Raw genomic sequence first — 22,038 nt, 5'->3', positions numbered from 1 at the left:
GGTTGCGGCGATCACGCCTCGACCCGGGTCGACAGCATGCGCGAGGTTTCGATCAGCGTGCGGCATAGGTGCTCCATCGATTTGTACAGTCTTTCGTCACGGAAATTGCCGCCTTCGTCGAAGGCGTCGCCGCCGTCCGGCACCGAGCATTCCGGCGTCACCACCTCCATCTGGCAACGCACCAGCACGGCGCGCAGATGGTTGATGCAGCGTATGCCGGCGAAGTGGCCGTTGGAGGACGAGCATAGGCCGGCAACCTTGCCGGCAAGCGGCCTGACCGTCCGGCCGCCATCCCGGCGCACCCGGCTCACCCAGTCGATCGTGTTCTTGAGCAGCGGCGGGATCGAGCCGTTATATTCGGGCGTCGCGATCAGCAACCCGTCATGGGCAATGATCAGACGACCGAGTTTGACGGCGTTCTCGGGAACGCCTTTTTCCTTCTCAAAATCCTCGTCGAGGATAGGCAAGGAATAATCGGCGAGCGAAATGCGGGTCACCTCGGCGCCCTGCACCGCAAGTTCCTTCTGCGCCACGTCGGCGGCCCTGCCGCTATAGGCGCCGCTGCGCACCGAGCCGGCGAAGACGAGGATTTTCGGGATCACTGCCATTGGCCACCCTTGTTCCCGGACAGGTACAGCCAAGGTTCGATCAAATCAACGCCAACTTCGTCATCCCCGGGCGAAGCAGGAGCGAAGCTCCGTCGCGGAGACCCTGGGATCCATTCCGTGACCTTGGCCGTGGGGTGCAGCGGAGCAGAATTATGGACTGCTGCAACGCTTTGAAGTCGCGGCATGGATCTCTGGGGTACCGAGGAATTAGTGAGCTTCCCTTCGATAAATCCAAAGCTGCGTCGGCGGGATGTTGCGGAAGATGAAATCGAAATGCTTGACCGTGTAGTCGCCGCGTCCGGCCGGGATCGGCGACATCGGACCATAGGTCAGCTGCACGATCGGGCGTCCGGCTGGGATGCGGTCGAGCAGGCTTTCGATATAGGCTATGCGCTGGGCGACCGGGAAATTGAGCAGCGGCACGCCGGAGACGACGGAATCGAAGATCATCCCGCTCCTCTCGCCAAGTGTGGCGTTGAGGTTGAAGGCGTCGCCCTCGATGACGTTGACGCCGGGATAGAGCTGGCGCAGATGGCGCACGAAATCCGTGTTGTATTCGACCGCATAGAGGTTTTCGGGCCGCACGCCCTGGGCAAGGATGGCACGGGTGATGACGCCGGTGCCAGGGCCGACCTCGAGCACCGGCAGGCCGGACCTCGGATTGACGATCGAGGCCATCTTGCGCGCGGTGATCGAGCTGGTCGGCACGATCGAACCGACCGTCTTCGGCTTGTCGATCCAGCCCTTGAAGAATTTGAGTTCGTCGTCGAACTTTTCGGCAAGCGCCTTCCGCAGTCCGTGACCACGTGTCATGCAAGCTCTCCTCAAGGCTCCCCGCAAGCTACTTAACACCTGGTTGACGCAAGGCAAGGCGTAGCGAGACGCATGTCGTGGATAAGATAGATTTCGTCGCGTCTCAAAATGCGGCGCGTTTCATCGATTCCTGCGCCGTTCCTGCACAGTCAGCTCTCGCCGAAGGATTCGAAGAAATCCTTCATGCGGGCGAAAAACCCGCTCGATTGGGGCGAATTGTCCTGCGAGGAGAGCTGTTCGAACTCCTCCAGCAATTCGCGCTGGCGGCGGGTCAGGTTCTGCGGCGTCTCGACAGCGGTCTGGATGTAGAGGTCGCCGACATTGGGCTGGCGCAGCACCGGCATGCCCTTGCCCTTGAGCCGGAACTGGCGTCCGTTCTGGGTGCCTTCGGGCACTTTCACCTTGGTCTGGCTGCCGTCCAGCGTCGTCACCTCGAAAGAGCCGCCGAGGGCCGCCGTCGTCATCGAGATCGGCACTTTGCAATAGAGATCGGCGCCATCGCGTTGGAAGAATTCGTGCGGCTTCACCGCCAGGAAAATATAGAGGTCGCCCGAAGGGCCGCCGCGCAGGCCGGCCTCGCCCTCATTGGCAAGGCGGATGCGGGTGCCGTCCTCGATGCCGGCCGGAATGTTGACCGACAGCGAACGCTCCTCGGTGACGCGGCCCTGGCCTGCGCATTTCGGGCACGGATCCTTGATGGTCTGGCCGCGGCCCTGGCATTGCGGGCAGGTGCGCTCGATCGAGAAGAAGCCTTGCGTGGCGCGTACCTTGCCATGGCCATGGCACATCGAGCAGGTCACCGGCTGGGTGCCGGGCTTGGCGCCGCTGCCTGAGCATTCCGTGCACGAGATCGAGGCCGGAACGCGGATCTGCGCGGTCTTGCCGGCAAACGCCTCTTCCAGCGAGATTTCCATATTGTAGCGCAGGTCGGCGCCACGCTCGCGGCCGCCGGACGAACGACGCTGCCGCCCGCCCATCATGTCCCCGAAAATATCCTCGAAAATGTCGGCGAAGCCGCCGGCGCCAAAGCCTTGCGCGCCGCCATTCATGCCGCCCTGTTCGAAGGCAGCGTGGCCGAAACGGTCATAGGCCGCGCGCTTCTGCGGGTCCTTCAGCGTCTCGTAGGCTTCGTTGATTTCCTTGAACTTGTGCTCGCAGGAATGATCGCCGGGATTGCGGTCAGGATGGAACTGCATGGCGAGCTTGCGGAAAGCGCTCTTGAGCTCCTTCTCGTCGGCGCCCTTTTGTACGCCCAGCGTTTCGTAGAAATCAGCTTTCATTTTTTCCCGCTGTCCGGATGCTCAACGTCTTGATGCATTGTTGCGTCGTTTGCCGGCACGTTGCCTCGATTTAGGATCGGTGCCGCCCGGATGCCAGTGCTGGTGTGCGTCTGTCCGGGTTTTTCTGTCATTTTTTGGAGAGGTCCCGCACTTTTTTGGCAAGGGTTGCAAAAAAGCCCGGCTTTACGCCGGGCTTTCCGCTTTATCTTGCCGTCAGGCGGCTCAGGCCGACTTCTTCTTGTCGTCGTCCTCGTCGATTTCCTCGAAATCGGCATCGACCACGTCGGAGTCCTTGGCGGCATCCGCCTTGGCATCGGCTTCCGCTGCTTCCTTCTGCGAGGCCTCGTACATGGCCTGGCCAAGCTTCATCGAAGCTTCGGCGAGCACCTGGCTCTTGGCCTCGATGTCGGCCGGATCGTCGCCTTCGGCGGCGGTCTTCAGCGCCGCGATCGCATCGGAAATCGCCGTGCGTTCGGCTTCCGAGACCTTGTCGCCATATTCCTTCAGCGACTTCTCTGACGAATGCACCAGCGCCTCGGCCTGGTTGCGGGCCTCGACCACGGCGCGCCGCTTCTTGTCGGTCTCGGCATTGGCCTCGGCGTCCTTCACCATCTTCTCGATGTCGGCGTCCGAAAGACCACCCGAAGCCTGGATGCGGATCTGGTGCTCCTTGCCAGTGCCCTTGTCCTTGGCCGAAACGTTGACGATGCCGTTGGCGTCGATGTCGAAAGTGACCTCGATCTGCGGCACGCCGCGCGGCGCCGGCGGAATGCCGACCAGGTCGAACTGGCCGAGCGCCTTGTTGTCGGCGGCCATTTCGCGTTCGCCCTGGAAGACGCGGATGGTCACGGCCGACTGACTGTCTTCAGCGGTCGAGAACACCTGGCTCTTCTTGGTCGGGATCGTCGTGTTGCGTTCGATCAGCCGGGTAAACACGCCACCCAGCGTCTCGATGCCGAGCGACAGCGGTGTCACGTCGAGCAACAGTACGTCCTTGACGTCGCCCTGCAGCACGCCGGCCTGGATGGCGGCGCCCAGTGCGACGACCTCATCCGGGTTGACGCCCTTGTGCGGCTCCTTGCCGAAGAACTGCTTCACGATCTCCTGGATCTTGGGCATGCGGGTCATGCCGCCGACCAGGACCACTTCGTCGATCTCGCCAGCCTTCAGGCCGGCATCCTTGAGCGCCGCCTTGCAGGGGTCGATGGTGCGCTGGACGAGGTCTTCGACCAGGCTTTCGAACTTGGCGCGCGTCAGCTTCAGCGTCAGGTGCTTCGGCCCAGTCGCGTCGGCGGTGATGAAGGGCAGGTTGATCTCGGTCTGCGTGGTGGACGACAGCTCGATCTTGGCCTTTTCAGCCGCCTCCTTGAGGCGCTGCAGCGCAAGCTTGTCGTTCTTCAGGTCGATGCCCTGTTCCTTCTTGAACTCGGCCGCCAGATATTCGACCAGGCGCATGTCGAAATCCTCGCCGCCGAGGAAGGTGTCGCCATTGGTCGACTTCACCTCGAACACGCCGTCGCCGATTTCGAGCACCGAAATGTCGAACGTGCCGCCGCCAAGGTCATAGACGGCAATGGTCTTGCCATCCTTCTTGTCGAGGCCGTAGGCAAGCGCCGCGGCCGTCGGCTCGTTGATGATGCGCAGCACTTCAAGGCCGGCGATCTTGCCGGCATCCTTGGTGGCCTGGCGCTGGGCGTCGTTGAAATAGGCCGGAACGGTGATCACCGCCTTCTCGACCTTCTCGCCGAGATAGGCTTCCGCCGTTTCCTTCATCTTCTGCAGGATCATGGCCGAGATCTGCGAGGGCGACTGCTTCTTGCCGCCGGCCTCGACCCAGGCATCGCCATTGTCGCCCTTGACGATCTTGTAGGGGACAAGCTTCTTGTCCTTTTCCGTCACCGGATCGTCATAGCGGCGGCCGATCAGGCGCTTGACCGCGAAGATGGTGTTTTCAGGATTGGTGACCGCCTGGCGCTTGGCCGGCTGGCCGACCAGACGTTCGCCGTCGCCCGAGATGGCGACGATGGAAGGCGTCGTGCGCGCGCCTTCCGCATTCTCGATCACCTTGGGCTCCTTGCCATCCATGATGGCGATGCAGGAATTGGTGGTGCCGAGATCGATACCGATTACTTTTGCCATTTTTCTAGTCTCTCCTCTAAGCAGGCTTTCAGGACCCATGAAGGCGTTCCGACGAAAGCCCCTGTTCATAAGAAATCCCGTCCGGCCACCAGTGTTGCGGCGCCGCACGGCTTGGCGCGTATATAAGAACAGGCGGCATCGGGCGCAAGCATTCTGCGCAAGGCTTCCGTGAACCTTTCCACCTCCGCCCGCGACTGAGGTCCAGGTGCCGCATGGTGCGGCCCGGAAAGGATGCCCCCATGACCAGCAACCCAGAGGCTCTGAGGTCTCCGGGAACAACAGGAGCTCGGCGCGACCACCGCCTTCGGGACGGGGTCGATGCGCTGGGCTTCCCGCTGATTCCGTTGACCCTGCGTAAGAGCAGGCGTATCGTGACAATGAGGAAAGCAGACAATTCGATCAGGGAAGAACGAGCCGGACCGCCGCGCCTTGCCCTGGTTCGCGCGGCTCAGCCGGAGGTTCCGCCCATAGACTTCGGGGGGAGTTCTATGTCTTGCGATCACGGCCCGTTCGTGCCTTCTTTCACCAGCCGTTTGCTCCGCCTGATCAAGGCAACCGGCGGATTTGTTGTATTTGCCCTGACCGCCAGCCTTTGGCTTGGCGGCGCCGCCAAGGCGCAGGACACCCAGATCATCTATCCCGGCTCGATGGCCGTTACCGGATTTTCCGGCACCATCATCCCCAATTTCGACGAAGGCCTGCCACCCGGGGTCGATCCGGTCGATGAAACCTTTATCGACACCACGCGGGCCACTCTGCGCGTTTTCGACGTTTCGCATCTCGGCGGGCCGGCTTCGGGCCAGCTCGTCTTCACGCCGCCGCCTTTCGAGGTCACGGCCGGCCAGATCGGCCAGGTTTTCGGCCTCACCTATGATGACGGCGTGCGCGATGGTGTTCCGTCGGGCATTCCCAATCTTTATGCCGCCGCCACCTCGCTGCACGGCATCCGCATCGTCACGCCGGATACCGACAGTGACGGCAGGCCTGAGCGGCAGCGCCGAGGCACGGCAGGCGCCACCTTTATGGAAGGCCAATTCGGCGGCGAAAACGGCGGCGGGCCAGGCACCATCTGGAAGATCGACGGCATCACCGGCCAGGTCGCCAAATTCGCCGACATCGACACCAACAGCGGTCCCGGCATCGGCAATCTCACCTTCGATCCGAACCATCGCCAGTTCTTCGCCTCGGACCTCGACACCGGCCTGATCCATCGCATCGACGCCACCGGCGGATTGATCGACACGTTCGATCATGGTGTCGCCGGGCGCCCGGCGCATGGTCTGGCTCCCGTCGCCGACGATGGCGCGGTGATGGACATACAGGGTGCCGCCTTCGACACGGAAGATCCCGAGACCTGGGGCTACACCCAGGACGAGCGCCGCGTCTGGGCCGTCTCCTATCACGGTGGCCGGCTCTATTATTCTGTCGGCGAAAAGTCGGAAATCTGGTCGGTGGGCATTGCCCGCGACGGCAGCTTTGCCGGCGACCCGCGCTGGGAGCTGACGGTCAAGGCCGACAAGGACTACGCCGTCACCGACATCGCCTTCGACAATAGCGGCATCATGTACCTGGCCCAGCGCGGCCCGGTCGAAAACCGCTACGATTACAGCCGCTTCGCCGATTCCGGAAAGGGCGAGGTCATCCGCTATTTCAGAGAAAACCCGGACGATCCGGCAACGGAATCGGTCTGGGTGGAAGTGCCGCAGGAATATGCGGTCGGTTTCCCGCAAGGCAACCGGCAGTCGGCCGGCGGCCTCGACCTGCAATATGGCTATGATGCCGACGGCAATCTCGACACCTCGGTGTGCACGCAGACGCTGGTCAACACCGGCGACAAATTGCGCGACAATCCGACGCTTGCCGAGCAACTCGCCGCCGGCGGGCCGCTCGCCGTGCATGGCGTGCAGATCACGCCCAAGGACCTGGTCAAGCCGGCCAATGTGCCGCCTTTCGGCTCCTGGTTCGTCGATTTCGACGGCTATTTCGAGGATCCCGAGGTGGAAGGCCATGTCGGCGACGTCGCCGTCTGGCATCCCTGCGAGGGGCGTGCCGGCTATTATGAAGAAATTCCGGGCGGCTATTTGCCCCCCTTCTACCCGCCGGACTTCCCACCACCCGGCAATCTGCCTCCCTGTCTCGATGTCGAGGATATCAGGTATTACTGCACGCCTTCGGGCCTCGAGGCCGATCTCTATCTCCATGACCATGCCGGCTTCGGCGGCGATTCGATCAAGGCCCAGTCCAGGACGCCAGGCGTCGGGGTGACTTCACCCATGTCGCATGTGCCCGGCACGCCGTACACGATCAACATCACCGGCCACTATCCGGGCGACAGAGTGGATGTTGGGCTTTGCTTCTACAGGAAGTCCGACAAGGACAAGGGTGGCTACTACCCTTGCTGCAAGATGACCTTGCCGCTCCGCACCCCAGCCGTCAGCTGCGAACGTTGAGGAGGGGAAGATGAACAATCTCGCACTCTCCCCGCTCGCGCAAAACAACGCAACCGTCATGGAGACGATCATGAAACCCCTGTCATACGCCAGGCGCGGCGCGCGCTGGCTGATGGCGGCCGGTATCGCGGTCGCCATGTTCACCCCTCTGGCAAGCCATGCGGAAGACGCTGTTCCGATCACCCCGGAACTGAGGCTCGACCTCGACAATTCGCGCGTCGTCAATCCGCGGCCGGAACGGGTCGTCCCCTTCTTCACCAAAAGAGGCACCCAGAGAGGCTGCGACTATGTCGTCTACTCCCTGAGCTTCGGCCTGCGCGGTGATCCGCAGGGCTTTGCCGACCCAGGCCTGGTGGCCTTGCTCAAGAAACTCAAGATCGAGTTCAAGGACCAGCTTCCGCACGGCCTTTCGATCGTCAACGTCAATGTGTCCGGCGACGGCACCGATGCCTCCGGCGGACCACTGCCGGGCGCGACGATCAGCAATTCGGCGGGTCCCAACGATACCGCCACGGTGTCCGATTTCCGGCTGTCCGCCGCCGATCTCGACGGCGCCGGGGCTGCCAATGAACGCGTCATCAATTTCCAGATCACGGCCAAGATCGACCATGCGGCGTTTCCCGCGCCGACGATCGTCGACAATCAGGGCCTGATCAAGGTGAGCAATGAAGCCGGCACCGGGACCATCATCCCGTCGCAGGATCCGAGCAAGCCCGACGACGGCGACTACAAGACCGGCATCAAGACCTCGATCAAGATCGATGTCACCAAGTGCGAACCACCGCCACCACCTCCCGGCAAGGAATGCTTCAAGGTGGAACGCGGCACGGTCGATTGCGTGCCCGGTGGTGGCGCCTTCATCTACCACATGCCTGTCGGCCCCGAGATGGGCGGCAAATGGGTGCAGGTGTCGACCACCACGCCCGGCATCACCATCATCCCCGACACCCAGCTGGTGCCTCCGGGCGGTGGTGTGCTCAACTGGAAGATCGTCGGCGCATCGCCCGGCGACGTCATCCACCTGATCGTCACCGGCATCGAGACCTATGCCGGGCCGAAGGAGGGCTGGGGCCTGTGCTGCACGCAGACCATCGACATCGTCATCCCGCGTGACCAGCGCTGCCCGCCCAAGGACAAGGAGCCGGATCTCAAGGTCGAGAAACGCGCCGATGTCCCGCGCTGCACCATGGCCGGCGGCTGCGACTTCACCATCAGGGTCACCAATGTTGGCACCGCGCCCTACAACGGCAAGATCGTGCTCGACGAGGTGACGCTGCCGGCCGGCTCGACGCTGAGTTCAGGGCCCAATCCGCCCTGGGTCTGCGTGCCCGGCGCCACCCCGATGATGTGCACCTATCCGGTGACCACGCTCAATCCGGGGGCTTTCGTCGACCTCAAGCTCGGCTTCAAGCCGGCGGCGGGCTGGCAAGGCCCGGTGCTGCGCAACTGCGCCACCTATAACTATCCGGCCAGCGGCAAGCCGCTGTTCGGCAGCCAGGCCAACGACCGCGGCTGCGCCTCGATCCCGATCTGCCGCCGTGGCGATCGTGACCGCGACTGCCAGCCGCCGGTCGAGAAGAAAGTCGACCTGATCCTGAAGAAGCGTGCCCGCATCCCGGTCTGCACGGCCGACGGCGTCTGCTTCTTCGTGATCGACATCATCAACAACGGCACATCGACCTATAACGGGCCGCTGACGGTGGTCGACAATTATCCCGGCGGCGTGCCGGCCTCCTCGACCTTCGGCCCGAGCCCACCCTGGACATGCGGACCGAACGGCCCCGGCCAGTTCCGCTGCGACAATGCCGGCATCTCATTGCCCGCGGGCGCCTCGACGCCGATCTTCGTCAAGGCGGTCATGCCGGCCGGCTACCAGTCGGATACGGTCGAAAACTGCGCCGCGGTGAAGGCCATCCCCGGTGAGGTCGACCTCACCAACAACAAGGCCTGCGCCAAGGAACGCATCCGTCGTCCCAATGGCGGCCAGCCTGGCCTGCGCATCACCAAGGTGTGCAACGGCTCGCTGGCCGGTGCCGCGGTCATCTCTTGCCGCATCACCGTCTCCAACGCCGGCACGGCAGCCCCTACCGGTCCGGTGCGGGTCAACGATGCCGCCACGCTGGTGTCGGGCGGCGCGCCTGTCCAGATCCAGACCGTCACTCCCGACGGCGCGGAATGGGCGTGCGGACCGGTTCCGGCCAACACGCTGTCGTGCCAGATTCCTGGTGCCGTCATGACACCTGGAACCAGCCGCCACTTCGACGTGACGGTCTCGGCCAATGGCGAGTTCGAGAACTGCGCGCGCGGCTCCTATGGGCCGGCGCCAGGCGACGACATCGTCTATCCAATCGGCCAGGCCTGCGCCAAGGGCGGCGGCTCTTCGACCATCCGAGTCGAGAAAACCGGCGACCGCGAGTGCAAGCTTGGCCAGCCCTGCTCGTTCGACATCACCATCACCAATGACGGGACGAGCCCCTTCTCCGGCCCGGTTCGCATCGGCGATGCGATCGGCGTCGAAGGTCTCGGCCGGCTGGATGGCGTTGCGATCACCTCGATCGATCCGCCCTTCGGCTGCTCGCCCGAACCGGCGACCCTGCCCCTGTCCTGCATTGCCAACCTGACGCTCGGCGCCGGCGAAAGCCAGTCGCACCATGTCACCGTGGTCATTCCCGACGACGGGCGTCTGGCCAACCTGCAGGGCAACGTCGATGGTCAGAACTGTGTTGGCGTCCTATCTCCCGACACGAGGGTGCAGGGCGGCGGCGACGTGCTGTCCAAGGACGCCAACGTGCAGGGCGATCGCGGCAAGGCCTATGCGTGCCACCCCTTCGTCATCACCCATGAGGTGAAGAATGAGTGCTCGCCGGGCTTCGTCATGAACGACGCCGGCCGCTGTGTCTGCCCGGAAGGCACCACCTTCCGCAACGGCCAGTGCACCGGCGGCGGCACCAACATTCTGCCGACGCCTCCGCCGCCGCCGAAGCGCTGCGTACTGCTCGAAGGCCAGATCCGCACCGAGGACGGGCGCTGCATCTGCCCGCGCGGCACGCAACTGGAGAACGGGAAGTGCGTCAGGACCGACAGGCCTGAGCAGTGCACCATCCGTGGCCAGATCCATGATGCCGATGGCAATTGTATCTGCCCGCAAGGGACCGAGGTGCGCAACGGCGCCTGCCGACCGATCCGGCCGAAGCCCGAGCAGTGCCGCATCCCCGGCCAGATTCGCAATGCCGATGGCGATTGTGTCTGTCCGCAAGGGACCGAGGTGCGCAACGGCGCCTGCCGTCCGGTCCGGCCGAAGCCTCAGCAGTGCCGCATCCCCGGCCAGATCCGCAACGCCGATGGTGATTGCGTCTGTCCGCAAGGGACCGAGGTGCGCAATGGCGCCTGCCGACCGGTCCGGCCGAAGCCTGACCAGTGCACCATCCGCGGCCAGGTGCACGATGCCAATGGCGATTGCGTCTGCCCGCGTGGGACAGAGGTGATCGACGGCGCATGCCGGCGCAAGCAGCCGCAGCTGGAGCAGTGCGACATACGCGGCCAGGTCCACAACAAGCGCGGCGAGTGCGTCTGCCCGCGTGGGACCGAGGTCATCGACGGCGCGTGCCGCAAGCCCAGGCAACAGACGGAATGCGCACCGGGCTCGCAGATGGTCGACGGCCAGTGCCAGCCGATCTTCAGGCGGCGCTGCCCGGAAGGCACGATTGGGCGCTATCCCAACTGCCGGCCGATACGCGGGCAGCCGTCGCTGGAGATCAACCCGGGCCTGCTACTGCAGCAGGTCCTGCCGCGGCGCCAGCCGCAAACAGAACAGCAGGATCCAAACAGGATCCTGAAACTCCAGCAGCAGTAACCATCTGCTCGACACCAGACCAGAAAACCCGCCGGAGCAATCCGGCGGGTTTTTCGTCATGCCCCGGCCGGCGGGAATTGGCTGCAGCAGGATCGCAGACGCCGCAGCGCCACCCAAGCCTGTGGAGCCGCCGTGCCTGCACCCTCGACAAGTCACCCGCCGGGCATTAGGCAGTCGGTCCAGGATGAGCGGACGAAAAGCCCGTCCGGAAAGGCTGCTATATGAGCAAAAAGACCTTGATCGCACCGTCGGTGCTGGCTTCGGACTTTTCGAAGCTCGGCGACGAGGTCGAAGCCGTGGCGGCAGCCGGGGCCGACTGGATCCATCTCGATGTCATGGATGGCCATTTCGTCCCCAACATCACTTTCGGCCCGCCGGTGATCAAGGCGATCCGCAACCGCACCAAGGCTTTCTTCGACTGCCATCTGATGATTGCGCCGGCCGATCCCTATCTCGCCGCATTCGCCGAGGCCGGCTGTGACGGCATGACGGTGCATGCCGAGGCCGGGCCGCATCTCGACCGCTCGCTGCAGACCATCAGGAACCTCGGCAAGAAGGCCGGCGTGTCGCTCAATCCGGCGACGCCGGAAACGATGATCGAATATGTGCTCGACCGGCTCGACCTGATCCTGATCATGACCGTCAACCCGGGCTTCGGCGGCCAGGCTTTCATCCCGGGCATCGTCGACAAGGTGAGAAGGGTCAAGGCGCTGATCGGCGACCGGCCGATCCGCATCGAGATCGACGGCGGCGTTTCGCCGGAAACAGCCCCCCTGGTCACATCAGCCGGCGCCGATGTGCTGGTGGCTGGTGCCGCGATCTTCAAGGGTGGCAGCGTCGAAGCTTACCGCGCCAACATCGAGGCGATCAGGACGGCGGCCGACAAGGCCGCCGGCTAACGCGCCACGTTCCATCCCGTTTCAAAATCCAACGGTCGGCTAAGAGGTCCTGTGCGGACATGACCTTCAGGGTTCGGTGCGCCCGAATCAGTCTCGCCCAAGAGGTCTGATTCGGGTGAACCGACCGGTGTCTTTGCGCGCGACAGAAAAGATGCTTGCACGGGCACACAGCAAACAGATGATCCTGCGTGCATACAAAACATGTTAAGTTTCTACTGGTTGTAGAGATGCGCGATTTTCCACGCTCAGATGCCGATCGGGATATATTCCTTTGTGCTTAAGTACAATAGCGCCATCTTCTGCTTGAGCCCCTTGACGCAAACACTGTATGGTACATGTACGGAAGGAATCTTTTCGGACTCGAATTTCCCGGAGAAAAATGGGGATTAAGGAGTCAACTTTGACATACGGAGCTGCCAACCTGAACGACGACGGCACAGGATCCAAGAGCACGCTTGCCAGTACGGTCTATCACCAATTGCGGGATGATCTTCTCGGCGGCGCTCTTGAAACCGAAAGCAAACTGCGGGTCGAGTGGGTTGTTTCCAAGTATGGCGCCGGTGCTTCCCCGGTTCGTGAAGCCCTTAATCGCCTTGCCTCCGAAGGACTTCTTGGTCGTCATGACCAACGTGGCTTTTTCATCATGCCGGTCAGTGCGACGGAGCTTGAGGAGCTGACGCGCACACGCTGCTGGCTCGAGGAGCGGGCGCTTCGCGAATCCATTGCCCACCGCACTGCCGAATGGGAAGAACAGCTGGTGCTGGCGCTGCACCGCCTGGGCCGCGCCTCACGCCTTTCGCCGCAAAATGCCACATCGCTCGATCCGGACTGGGAGAAATTGCACCGCACCTTCCACCGGGTGCTGATCTCGGCCTGCCGGTCGCACTGGCTTGTGGGTTTCTGCGACCAGCTTTCCGATCACGCCTATCGCTACCGGCAAATGGCCAATGATGGCGAAAGCGTCCAACGCGACGATTTCGGCGAACACCGGTTGATCGCCGAATGCGCGCTGGACGGCAATGCCGACGGCGCCGTCCAGGCCCTGATCGATCACTACCAGCTGACCGCGTCCATGTGCATGGAACGCTTCAAGCAAGGCGAAGTTGCAAAAGCCGCCGCCCCGGCCGAACGCGCCCGGCGGTAACGATCACTTCCCTTGGCGGCCTTGTCGTGGTCATTCGCGACCTTTTCGGCGGACGTGACGCGTTGGACCGCCATCTCCAGTCTTGACGGCATGGCCGGGAAACGCGAACTCTTCGCCGCCGATCCATGCCACCCTGGAGCATTGCCGGCATCGCCATGCCGTCACCGCAGGAAAATTTCATGAGCAATCATCTGTTCGATGCGTTCCGGTCCCGGGTGCCGGCGCCGGAGCGCCTGTTGATGGAAACCGATGATGGGCGCTCGCTGAGCTATGGCGACATGCTGGCGCGGTCGGCACGGCTCGCGCATGCGCTCCTGCAACTGGACGTCGAGCCCGGCGACCGGGTCGCCGTGCAGGTCGAGAAGAGCCCGGAGGCGCTGCTGCTCTATCTTGCCTGTGTGCGCGCCGGTGCCGTCTTCCTGCCGCTCAACACCGCCTACACGCTGACCGAGCTCGGTTATTTCTTTGGGGATGCCGCACCGCGGGTCATCGTCTGCGATCCGGCAAAGTCGGCGGATATCGGGCGCATGGTCGAGCCATCCGGTGCCGTCGTGGTTACGCTCGACCGCAACGGCCGGGGATCCCTTACGGATCAGGCCTCGCGTCTGCCGTCGGATTTTCACGATGTGGCGCGCGGGCCGGATGATCTCGCGGCAATCCTCTACACCTCAGGAACCACCGGCCGTTCGAAAGGCGCCATGCTCAGCCACGAGAACCTCGCCTCGAATGCGCGGGTGCTGGTCGAGCAATGGCGCTTCACGTCGGACGATGTGCTGATCCACGCGCTGCCGATCTTCCACACCCACGGCCTGTTCGTCGCCACCAATGTCATCCTGATGGCCGGCGCCACGATGCTGTTCGAGCAGAAATTCGACCCGGCCCGCATCGTCGCATTGCTGCCGCGCGCCACGGCGCTGATGGGCGTGCCGACCTTCTATACCAGGCTGCTGCAGCAGGATGGACTGGACCGTGAGGCGGCGAAAAACATCCGCCTGTTCGTGTCCGGCTCGGCGCCGCTGCTGGCCGACACGCACAAGGCCTGGCGCGAGCGCACCGGCCACGCCATCCTCGAGCGCTACGGCATGACCGAGACCAACATGAATACGTCCAACCCCTATGACGGCGAACGGCGCGCCGGCACGGTCGGCTTCCCCTTGCCTGGCGTTGCGCTGCGCATCGCCGATCCGGACAGTGGCAAGCCGCTGGCCCAAGGCGAGGTCGGCATGATCGAGGTCAAGGGCCCGAACGTATTTGGCGGCTACTGGCGCATGCCGGAAAAGACCAAGGCGGAATTTCGCGCCGACGGGTTCTTCATCACGGGCGACCTCGGCATGGTCGACACCGATGGCTATGTCCATATCGTCGGCCGCGGCAAGGACCTGATCATATCAGGCGGCTACAACATCTATCCTAAGGAGCTCGAAAGCGAGATCGACGCACTCGACGGGGTCCTGGAAAGTGCCGTCATCGGCGTCGCCCATCCGGATTTCGGTGAGGGCGTCACCGCGGTCGTCGTGCGGGCGCCGGCATCGCAGATCACCGGAGCCGAAATCCTCAGCGCAATCGCGGAACGTCTGGCAAAATACAAGCATCCGAAGCAAGTGATCTTCGTCGACGAATTGCCGCGCAACACCATGGGCAAGGTGCAGAAGAACCTTCTGCGCGACGCCTACAAGGACCTCTACGCATCCTAGGTGGTGGGTGCGCTACTTCGGCTTGCGCGGCTTTTCGGCCTTCGTGCCGGAGCCCCACAAGGCGCGCTGGATCAGGCCGCGTTTGCGGTTGCGTGGTACAAGGTCGATATCCCCGACCAGTTTCGCGCCGCCCTTGTGCCGCTCCAGCGTGATCTTGCGGGTGTGGAAGGCTTCCAGTTCGGCACGGTGCGCCACGCTGACGATGGTGACCTCGGGCAATTCGCGGATCACCGTTTGCATCATCTGGTCCTGGCTCTTCTCGTCCAGCGCCGAGGTCGCCTCGTCCAGCACGACGATGTCGGGGCGATGCAGCAGAAGGCGCGCGAAGGCGACCCGCTGCTTTTCACCGCCCGACAAGGTCTGGTCCCAGGGCGCTTCCTCCTTGATCCGCCCAGTGAGGTGGCCGAGGCCGACCTTGTCGAGGGCGGCCTTGATCTGTTCGAGCTTCCATTTGTTGGCGGCCGCCGGGTAGGCGACCACGCGGCGCAGCGTGCCGGACGGGATGTAAGGTCGCTGCGGCAGCATGAACAATCGCTTGTCGGGATGGAAATTGACGCTGCCGCTTCCCCATGGCCACAGGCCGGCGATCGCCCGCACCAGCGTCGACTTGCCCGAGCCGGATTCACCTGACACCAGCACCCGCTCGCCCGCTTCGACCCCGACTTCCGTTTCCTTGACCACGGAAGTACCGTCGTCGAGCGTCACGGAGAGATTGTCGAGGGAGAGCATCGTATCGCCCCTGGTCTCGCCGTGAAGGATGCGTCCCAGCTCGTCGCTCTGCTCGGCGCGCTCCAGCCCATCGAGCGACATCATCAGCGAGGCGATGCGGCGGGCAGAGGCGTTCCAGTCGGCGAGACGTGGATAATTGTCGACCAGCCAGCCGAACGCGCCCTGCACGATGGCGAAGGCGGAGGCAGCCTGCATGACCTGGCCGAGCGTCATCGAGCCTTCGAGGAACTTTGGCGCACAGAGCAAGACCGGCACGACCGGCGCGAAAAGGCTCGAACCCTGCGAGACCAGGGCCGTGCGCATATGCTGGCCGGTCAGCTGCGCCCAGCGCTTCAGCACGCCGGCAAAGGTCCTGTCGATGCCGCTGCGTTCCTCCTCCTCGCCGCCGAGCAAGGCGATGCTCTCGCCGTTTTCGCGCACGCGCGTCAGCACGTAGCGGAATTCTGCTTCCGTCTGGTTCTTCTCCTCCGACAACCGCACGAAGTCGCGGCCGATGACGAACATCGAGGTCGAGGTGATAGCGGCATAGATCACCGCCGTGATGACGAGGAAGCCGGGCACGGTGAAGGTCGAGCCTCCCAGCGTTAAGGTCAGGGCGCCGCCGATCGTCCACAGCACCACGATAAAAGTCGAGGCCGACAGGGTGGCGACGATCACGCCGGCGACGAAGTCGACGGGCGCCTCGGTGGCCACCCGCAGATCTTCCGAGAGGCGTGCCTCTGGGTTCTGGTGATCGCCTTGCACGAGGTTCAGCTGGTAGTAGCGGCCATTGGCCAGCCAGCGCGCTATCACCGAGGTGGTCAGCCAGGCGCGCCAGCGGCGCTGCATGGTCATGCGCAGATAGACCTGCGCAACGACAAGGCTGATGCTCCCAAGCACGAGCGGCACGAACACCGCGCTGAGGAAATAGACGGTATGAGCGTCGCGTTTCTCGATGGCGTCGAAGATGGCGCGGTTCCAGAGATTGATTCCGTACTGAAAGCCGACATTGACACCGATCAGGATCAGCAGCCCGATGGTCAGCGGCCAGCCGAGCTTGTCGCCGTGCCGTCCCCAATAACCGCGTCCGCTGATCCAGAACCGCTTGAGCAGGTATTTCTTGCGCGCCTGTTCGGCAGCCTGTGGCGTCAGCTCCGGATCCGGTTCGACGGCCTCCGGCGGCGGGGGAACTTCACCAGCAATCTCGGACGCGGCCGCTTCAACGGCCGATGCTTTCTTTTCGCGTGGCTTTTTTTCGCGCGGTTCCTGCTCGCGCGGTCTCTCGTCACGCGGCTTTTGCCGTCGCGGCTTCGGGGCGCCGCGCGGTTTGATGCCGTCGGCCGGTTTCAATCTGGGTTTCGCCTCGGACATACGCCCCGACAACGGCCTTGAAATCAAAAGGTTTCAAGACATTCGCCCGAGAGGTAAAATTCCCGGCAGCACCTATAATTGGGTATACAGCAGTTCGACCACATGCTCGGCGATCGCCAGGCTTGCCGTCAGGCCGGGGCTCTCTATGCCGAACAGGTTGACGATGCACCCACGGCCATGGTCGGCCGGTCCCTGGATCATGAAATCGGCGGCAGGCTGGCCGGGGCCCGACAGTTTCGGCCTGACCCCGGCATAGGCCGGCTGCAGGGCACCGTCGGCGAGACCGGGCCAGTAGCTTCGGATCGCTTCGTAGAAGACGGCGCTTCGGTCGGGATCGACGGTGTAGTCCACGTGGTCGACCCATTCGACATCGGGCCCAAAGCGCGCACTGCCGCCGAGGTCGAGCGTCAGATGGACGCCGAGGCCGCCTTCGACCGGAACCGGATAGATCAGTCGCGAAAAGGGCGACCGGCCAGGAAGGGAGAAGTAATTTCCGCGCGCCAGCCATTGCCGGGGGATGAGCCCTTGTGGGAAACCGGCGATGCTGCCGGCCACGGCCTGCGCATCGAGGCCCGCGGCATTGATGAAGGCGCCGGCCTCCAGGGCGAAGGTCTCGCCATTGGCGTCGCGCGTGTCGATCCGGATCCCGTCGCCCTCGATCGCAGCCCCGGCGAACGAGGTCAGTAAAGCGAAGGACGCGCCGGCGGCCTCGGCGTCGCCGCGCAGCGACAGCATCAGCGCATGGCTGTCGACAATGCCGGTCGATGGCGACAACAGCGCGCCGGCGCATGTCAGTGCCGGCTCCAGGCTTTCGGCCTCGCTTTGCGTCAAGAACTGGAGGTTGTCGACCCCACAGCTTTGCGCATTGGCCGCGATCTTCCGCAGCCCTTCCGTCTGGCCGGGCTCACTGGCGACGATCAACTTGCCGGTGCGGGCATGGGCGATGTCGTGCTCGGCGCAGTAGGCGTACAGAAGCCGGCGCCCCTCGACACAGAGCCGGGCCTTCAGGCTCCCGGGTGCGTAGTAGAGTCCGGCATGGATGACTTCGGAATTGCGCGAACTGGTGACGGTGCCGATTGCGTCGGCCTGTTCGATCACCACCACCTCGCGGCCCGAGACGGCAAGCGCCCTGGCGACAGCAAGCCCGACGACGCCGGCTCCGGCGACGACACAATCGATTGTCTGCATGGCCTCGCTCTCAGTGCGGAGCGACAGCCTCGAACATTTTGGCGCCGCCGATCCAGACGCTTCCTATGCCAAGATCGTCCGACAGCGCAACGATGTCTGCCGCCGTGCCATTGGCAAAGCGGCCGAGCCGGTGCGACTGGCCGATCGCCTGCGCCGGATAGAGCGAGGCCATGCGCAAGGCTTCGGACAGATCGATGCCAACGACATTGTGCATGAAGCGCACGGCCGAGATCATATCGAGATCGGCGCCCGCCAACGTGCCGTCGGCAAGCCTGAGGCTGCCATCCCGGCGGTAGATGGTGCGGCCGTTCAGCGTGAACGAGGTCATGTCGGTGCCGATCGTCGCCATCGCGTCTGAAACCAGCACGATCCTGCCCGGCCCCTGTTTGGCGTCTAGCGCGATCCTGATGCTGGCCGGATGGACATGGATGCCGTCGGCGATCAGCCCGGCGGACAAGGTGCCGATGTCGATGGCCGCTCCGACGAGGCCAGGTTCGCGGTTGCCGATCTGGCTCATGGCGTTGAACAGATGGGTGACCACGCCGGCGCCAGCCTCGGCGAAGGCCTTGGCCGTGGCGTAGCCCGTGTCGGAATGGCCGAGGCTGACGATGATGCCGGCCTTGGCCAATGCCGTTACGCGCGCCGGATCGACGGACTCCGGCGCGATCGTGGTGAGCAGCACCGGCAGCTTCTGCCGCGCCGCGATCAGCATCGCCTGGTCTTGATCCGTCATCGGTCGGATCAGCGCCGGATCATGCGCGCCCTTGCGGGCGATCGACAGATGCGGACCTTCGAGATGCAGGCCGAGGAAACCAGGCAGCTTTTGCAGCGCGGCGGTTTCACCGGCGGCGATGGCGGCCGCGGTGATGGCGGGTGTGTCGGTGATCAGCGTCGCCAGCAGCGCCGTCGTGCCGAATGGCGCATGCGCCCGGCAGATGGTTTCGATCGAGGCGACATCGGGATGGTCGTTGAGCATGACGCCGCCGCCGCCATTGACCTGAATGTCGACGAAGCCCGGCGCCAGCATGCCGCCGCCGGTGTCGACGGTGCGGATGTCCGAGCCGATGGCGCCGGTGGGCAAAATAGCCTCGACAAGACCGTCGCGCACGACAAGGGCGTGGCTGTCATGCCAGTCGTCGCCGTCGAAAATGCGGGCGCCAGTCAGGGCAAAACGGTCGCTCATACGGTCTCCGTCACCTTGCGAAGGTTGCGCGGCGTGTCCGGATCGAGACCGCGGTGGCGCGCGAAGGCTTCGACGAACACGTAGAAGGAGACGATCAGCGTCAGCGGGTCGGTCAGCGGGTGACCGGTGGCGACATGCGGCAGGCGCGTCGCGCGTTTGGCAAGCGCCGAGGTGACGAACACGGGTGCGCCCTTGGCCGCCAGCCCGTCGGCCGCTTCGGCGATGGACGGTTCCGACGCATCGCGCGCGGCCAGCGCCAGCACTGGAAAGTCGGGGCCGATCAGCGCCAGCGGGCCATGCATGACTTCGGCCGCGCTATAGGCCTCGGCATGCATGCCGCAGGTTTCCTTGAATTTCAGCGCCGCCTCGTTGGCCATCGCTGCCGACGGCCCACGGCCGAGAATGAACAGCGATTTCTGCTTCTCGATGGTTTCGGAGAGCACGCTCATCCAGTCGCAGGCGATCGCCTTGCCGAAATGCTCGGGCAAGCGGGCGAGTGCCGCCAGAAGCGCGTCGTCACCGGTGGAATGCGCCATCAAAGCGAGGCCGGCGACGGCCGAATTGACGAAGGTCTTGGTCGCCGCGACGCTGCGCTCGGGTCCGGCAAGGATGTCGATCGCATAGTCCGAGGCGCGCGCCAGCGGCGAATCGGCGGTGTTGGTCACGGCAATGGTCAGCGCGCCGCCGGCCCGTGCGGTTTCGGCCATGGCGACGATGTCCGGGCTCTTGCCCGATTGCGAGATCGCCAGGCAGGCCGAGCCGCCAAGCCGCAGCTTGCGGCCATAGATCGAAGCGATGGAGGGGCCGACCGAGGCGACGGCAAGGCCGGCGGTCAGTTCGACGGCGTATTTCATGAAGGTGGCGGCATGGTCGGACGAGCCGCGCGCCACGGTGACGACGAATTGCGGGTCACGTTCCCGGATGCCGCGTCCGGCTTCCGCCAGCACGGCGCCGGAGCCATCGAGCAGGCGGGCGACGGCCTGCGGGATCTCCTCGATCTCGCGCTGCATATGGGTGGTGTTGGAGATCATGGTCGGCCCTCTTCGCTCGGCCCTGTCAGCCGCAGTTCGGCGACGAAGTCATAGGCATCGCCCCGGTAGATGGAGCGGGTGAATTCGATCACCTTGCCGCTCGCCAGATAGGAAATGCGTTCGATGTGCAGGCCGGCAATGCCCGGCGGCACTTCGAGCAGGCGCGCATCGCTGTCGCCGAGATTGGCGGCGGAAATGCGCTGCACCGCCCGCACCGGCCGGTTGCCGGTCAATTCCAGCGCGGCATAGAGCGAGGAACCGATGCCTGCCGGGTCGGGCAGCACGCTGGCCGACAGTGAGGCACGTTCGATTGCCAGCGGCGTGTCGTTGGCGATGCGCAGGCGCGCCACGCGTGCCACCAGTTCGCTCGACGACAGGCCAAGCACCATCATCTCGTCAGGCGAGGGCGCGTAGAGGCCGCGGTCGAGCCAGGCCGAACGCACCGCCATGCCGCGCCGCGCCATGTCTTCGGTAAACGAGGTCAGCCGCGACAGCGACTGCTCGACGCGTTCCATGCGCGGCGCCACGAAGGTGCCGGAGCCATGGCGCTGGACAAGAATGCCGCCCTTGACCAGGTCCTGCACCGCCTTGCGCACGGTGACGCGCGAAATGTCGGCCTTGGTGGCGATGTCGCGCTCGGAAGGCAGCGCGTCGCCCGGGCCGATCAGGCCGCGATTGACCGCATCCTCGATGCTCTTGCGCAGTTGCAGATAGAGCGGCGCGCCGCTCTGCGCGGATTGCTTCAGCGTGGCGAAGATCTGGTCGGCGGCATCGCTCATCGCGCCGCCTCCACGGGCTTGGCGAAAAGCCGCGCCGCCATCTGCACCGCGCCGCCCAACGCGTCATCGAGCGGCGGCTTGAGCAGCGCCTTGTAGCGCGCCGACAGCCGCGGCGCATAAAGCGGCGCCAGCCCGCCGAGCAGGCAAAGCGGCGCATCGTCCGAAAGGCCGAGCGCACCCAACGAGGCTTCGACATCGCCGACCGCCTTATCGACGATCCAGTTGGCGACGGCATCGCCCTTTTCGGCATGCTCGAACACTTTCGGCGCGAAGCCGCCGAAATCGCCGGGTTTGGCATTGGTGGTGAATTCCACCACATCCTCGGGATTGTTGCGGAAGATGGCCATCATGGCGTCGGTCAGCGGCGAAGCCGCGCGGACTCCGTCATAGGCAAGCAATGTCTGTTCGAGCAGATCGCGGCCGATGCGGGCGCCGCTGCCTTGGTCGCCGACCTGGAACCCCCAGCCGCCGATGGCGCGCGACTTGCCATCCTTGCGTGCCATATAGGCGGTGCCGGTGCCGAGGATGGCCATGGCGCCGTCGCCTGAGCCGACGGCGCCTTCAAGCGCGATCTCGGCGTCGGTCTCGACGCGGCTGATGCTGAACGGCAGGATGGCCTCGAGCTGCTGCCGATAGGTGCCGACATTGGCGCCGGCAAGGCCGAGAATGGCCGGTGTTTGCGGGATCAGCTCGGGATCCTGCCCGGCGGCGATGAAGGCCTGCCGCGCGGCGTCGACAATGTTCGAGCGCGCTCCGGTGAGGTCGGTGCGGATGTTGGCGGCGCCGCTTTTGGCACGGCCGATGACCGTACCTTCAACCGTTGCCAGGGCGGCCCTGCAGCTGGTGCCGCCGCCATCGATACCGAGCACGAATTTCACGCGATTTCTCCTCCGGGCGG

The 22,038-nt window shown here is 64.3% G+C and carries 15 protein-coding genes; 5 read left to right on the top strand and 10 right to left on the bottom strand.

Annotated features, from left to right (window positions below):
- Window positions 1-11: 11 nt before the first annotated feature.
- The 4 genes from JN279_RS03755 to dnaK all read right to left on the bottom strand — a co-directional run bounded on the left by JN279_RS03755 (window position 12) and on the right by dnaK (window position 4,840).
- Window positions 12-608, bottom strand: a complete 597-nt coding sequence (locus JN279_RS03755; RefSeq protein WP_096452234.1) for an NADPH-dependent FMN reductase — start codon at window positions 606-608, stop codon at window positions 12-14.
- Window positions 609-815: 207 nt separating this feature from the next.
- Window positions 816-1,421, bottom strand: a complete 606-nt coding sequence (pmtA, locus tag JN279_RS03750; RefSeq protein WP_096452236.1) for a phospholipid N-methyltransferase PmtA — start codon at window positions 1,419-1,421, stop codon at window positions 816-818.
- A gap of 149 nt (window positions 1,422-1,570) precedes the next feature.
- Complete coding sequence (gene dnaJ / locus JN279_RS03745; RefSeq protein ID WP_096452238.1) at window positions 1,571-2,701, bottom strand: molecular chaperone DnaJ; 1,131 nt, start codon at window positions 2,699-2,701, stop codon at window positions 1,571-1,573.
- A 222-nt stretch (window positions 2,702-2,923) separates the two neighbouring features.
- Window positions 2,924-4,840, bottom strand: a complete 1,917-nt coding sequence (dnaK, locus tag JN279_RS03740) for a molecular chaperone DnaK (RefSeq protein ID WP_096452240.1) — start codon at window positions 4,838-4,840, stop codon at window positions 2,924-2,926.
- A 212-nt stretch (window positions 4,841-5,052) separates the two neighbouring features.
- Between dnaK and JN279_RS03735 the strand changes: the two genes are divergently transcribed.
- The 5 genes from JN279_RS03735 to JN279_RS03715 all read left to right on the top strand — a co-directional run bounded on the left by JN279_RS03735 (window position 5,053) and on the right by JN279_RS03715 (window position 14,880).
- Entirely contained in the window at window positions 5,053-7,290 is a 2,238-nt protein-coding gene (locus JN279_RS03735) for a hypothetical protein (RefSeq protein WP_202352026.1), read from the top strand.
- Between the two features lie 10 nt (window positions 7,291-7,300).
- The gene (locus JN279_RS03730; protein WP_202352025.1) at window positions 7,301-11,143 is read left to right on the top strand and encodes a DUF7929 domain-containing protein; all 3,843 of its coding nucleotides are present in this window, start codon (window positions 7,301-7,303) and stop codon (window positions 11,141-11,143) included.
- Window positions 11,144-11,364: 221 nt separating this feature from the next.
- Window positions 11,365-12,042: a ribulose-phosphate 3-epimerase gene (rpe, locus tag JN279_RS03725; RefSeq protein WP_027040962.1), complete on the top strand. Its 678-nt coding sequence runs from the start codon at window positions 11,365-11,367 to the stop codon at window positions 12,040-12,042.
- 400 nt (window positions 12,043-12,442) lie between these two features.
- Window positions 12,443-13,186 (top strand): GntR family transcriptional regulator, encoded by a 744-nt coding sequence (locus tag JN279_RS03720; RefSeq protein ID WP_096452248.1) that lies wholly within the window; start codon window positions 12,443-12,445, stop codon window positions 13,184-13,186.
- A 179-nt stretch (window positions 13,187-13,365) separates the two neighbouring features.
- Complete coding sequence (locus JN279_RS03715; RefSeq protein ID WP_202352024.1) at window positions 13,366-14,880, top strand: malonate--CoA ligase; 1,515 nt, start codon at window positions 13,366-13,368, stop codon at window positions 14,878-14,880.
- A gap of 12 nt (window positions 14,881-14,892) precedes the next feature.
- Here the strand turns inward: JN279_RS03715 and JN279_RS03710 are convergent, their stop codons facing one another.
- The 6 genes from JN279_RS03710 to JN279_RS03685 form a co-directional block, all read right to left on the bottom strand.
- A complete protein-coding gene (locus JN279_RS03710) occupies window positions 14,893-16,959 on the bottom strand; it encodes an ABC transporter ATP-binding protein/permease (RefSeq protein ID WP_202352023.1) in 2,067 nt (688 codons plus the stop codon).
- A 72-nt stretch (window positions 16,960-17,031) separates the two neighbouring features.
- The gene (locus tag JN279_RS03705; protein ID WP_202352022.1) at window positions 17,032-18,147 is read right to left on the bottom strand and encodes an NAD(P)/FAD-dependent oxidoreductase; all 1,116 of its coding nucleotides are present in this window, start codon (window positions 18,145-18,147) and stop codon (window positions 17,032-17,034) included.
- 10 nt (window positions 18,148-18,157) lie between these two features.
- A complete protein-coding gene (nagA, locus tag JN279_RS03700) occupies window positions 18,158-19,330 on the bottom strand; it encodes an N-acetylglucosamine-6-phosphate deacetylase (protein ID WP_202352021.1) in 1,173 nt (390 codons plus the stop codon).
- Window positions 19,327-20,361, bottom strand: coding sequence for an SIS domain-containing protein (locus tag JN279_RS03695; protein ID WP_202352020.1), 1,035 nt, complete (start codon window positions 20,359-20,361; stop codon window positions 19,327-19,329). Before JN279_RS03695 ends, nagA begins: the two co-directional genes overlap by 4 nt.
- Window positions 20,358-21,140, bottom strand: a complete 783-nt coding sequence (locus JN279_RS03690) for a GntR family transcriptional regulator (RefSeq protein WP_095202943.1) — start codon at window positions 21,138-21,140, stop codon at window positions 20,358-20,360. The genes JN279_RS03695 and JN279_RS03690 overlap by 4 nt, the downstream gene beginning before the upstream one ends.
- Window positions 21,137-22,018 (bottom strand): N-acetylglucosamine kinase, encoded by an 882-nt coding sequence (locus tag JN279_RS03685; protein ID WP_202352019.1) that lies wholly within the window; start codon window positions 22,016-22,018, stop codon window positions 21,137-21,139. The genes JN279_RS03690 and JN279_RS03685 overlap by 4 nt, the downstream gene beginning before the upstream one ends.
- Window positions 22,019-22,038 lie beyond the last annotated feature (20 nt).

Source organism: Mesorhizobium sp. 113-1-2 (assembly GCF_016756475.1).
GTDB lineage: Bacteria > Pseudomonadota > Alphaproteobacteria > Rhizobiales > Rhizobiaceae > Mesorhizobium > Mesorhizobium loti_C.
The sequence above is the reverse complement of the archived record's forward strand: the minus strand, read 5'-3'. Positions and strand labels throughout refer to the sequence as shown.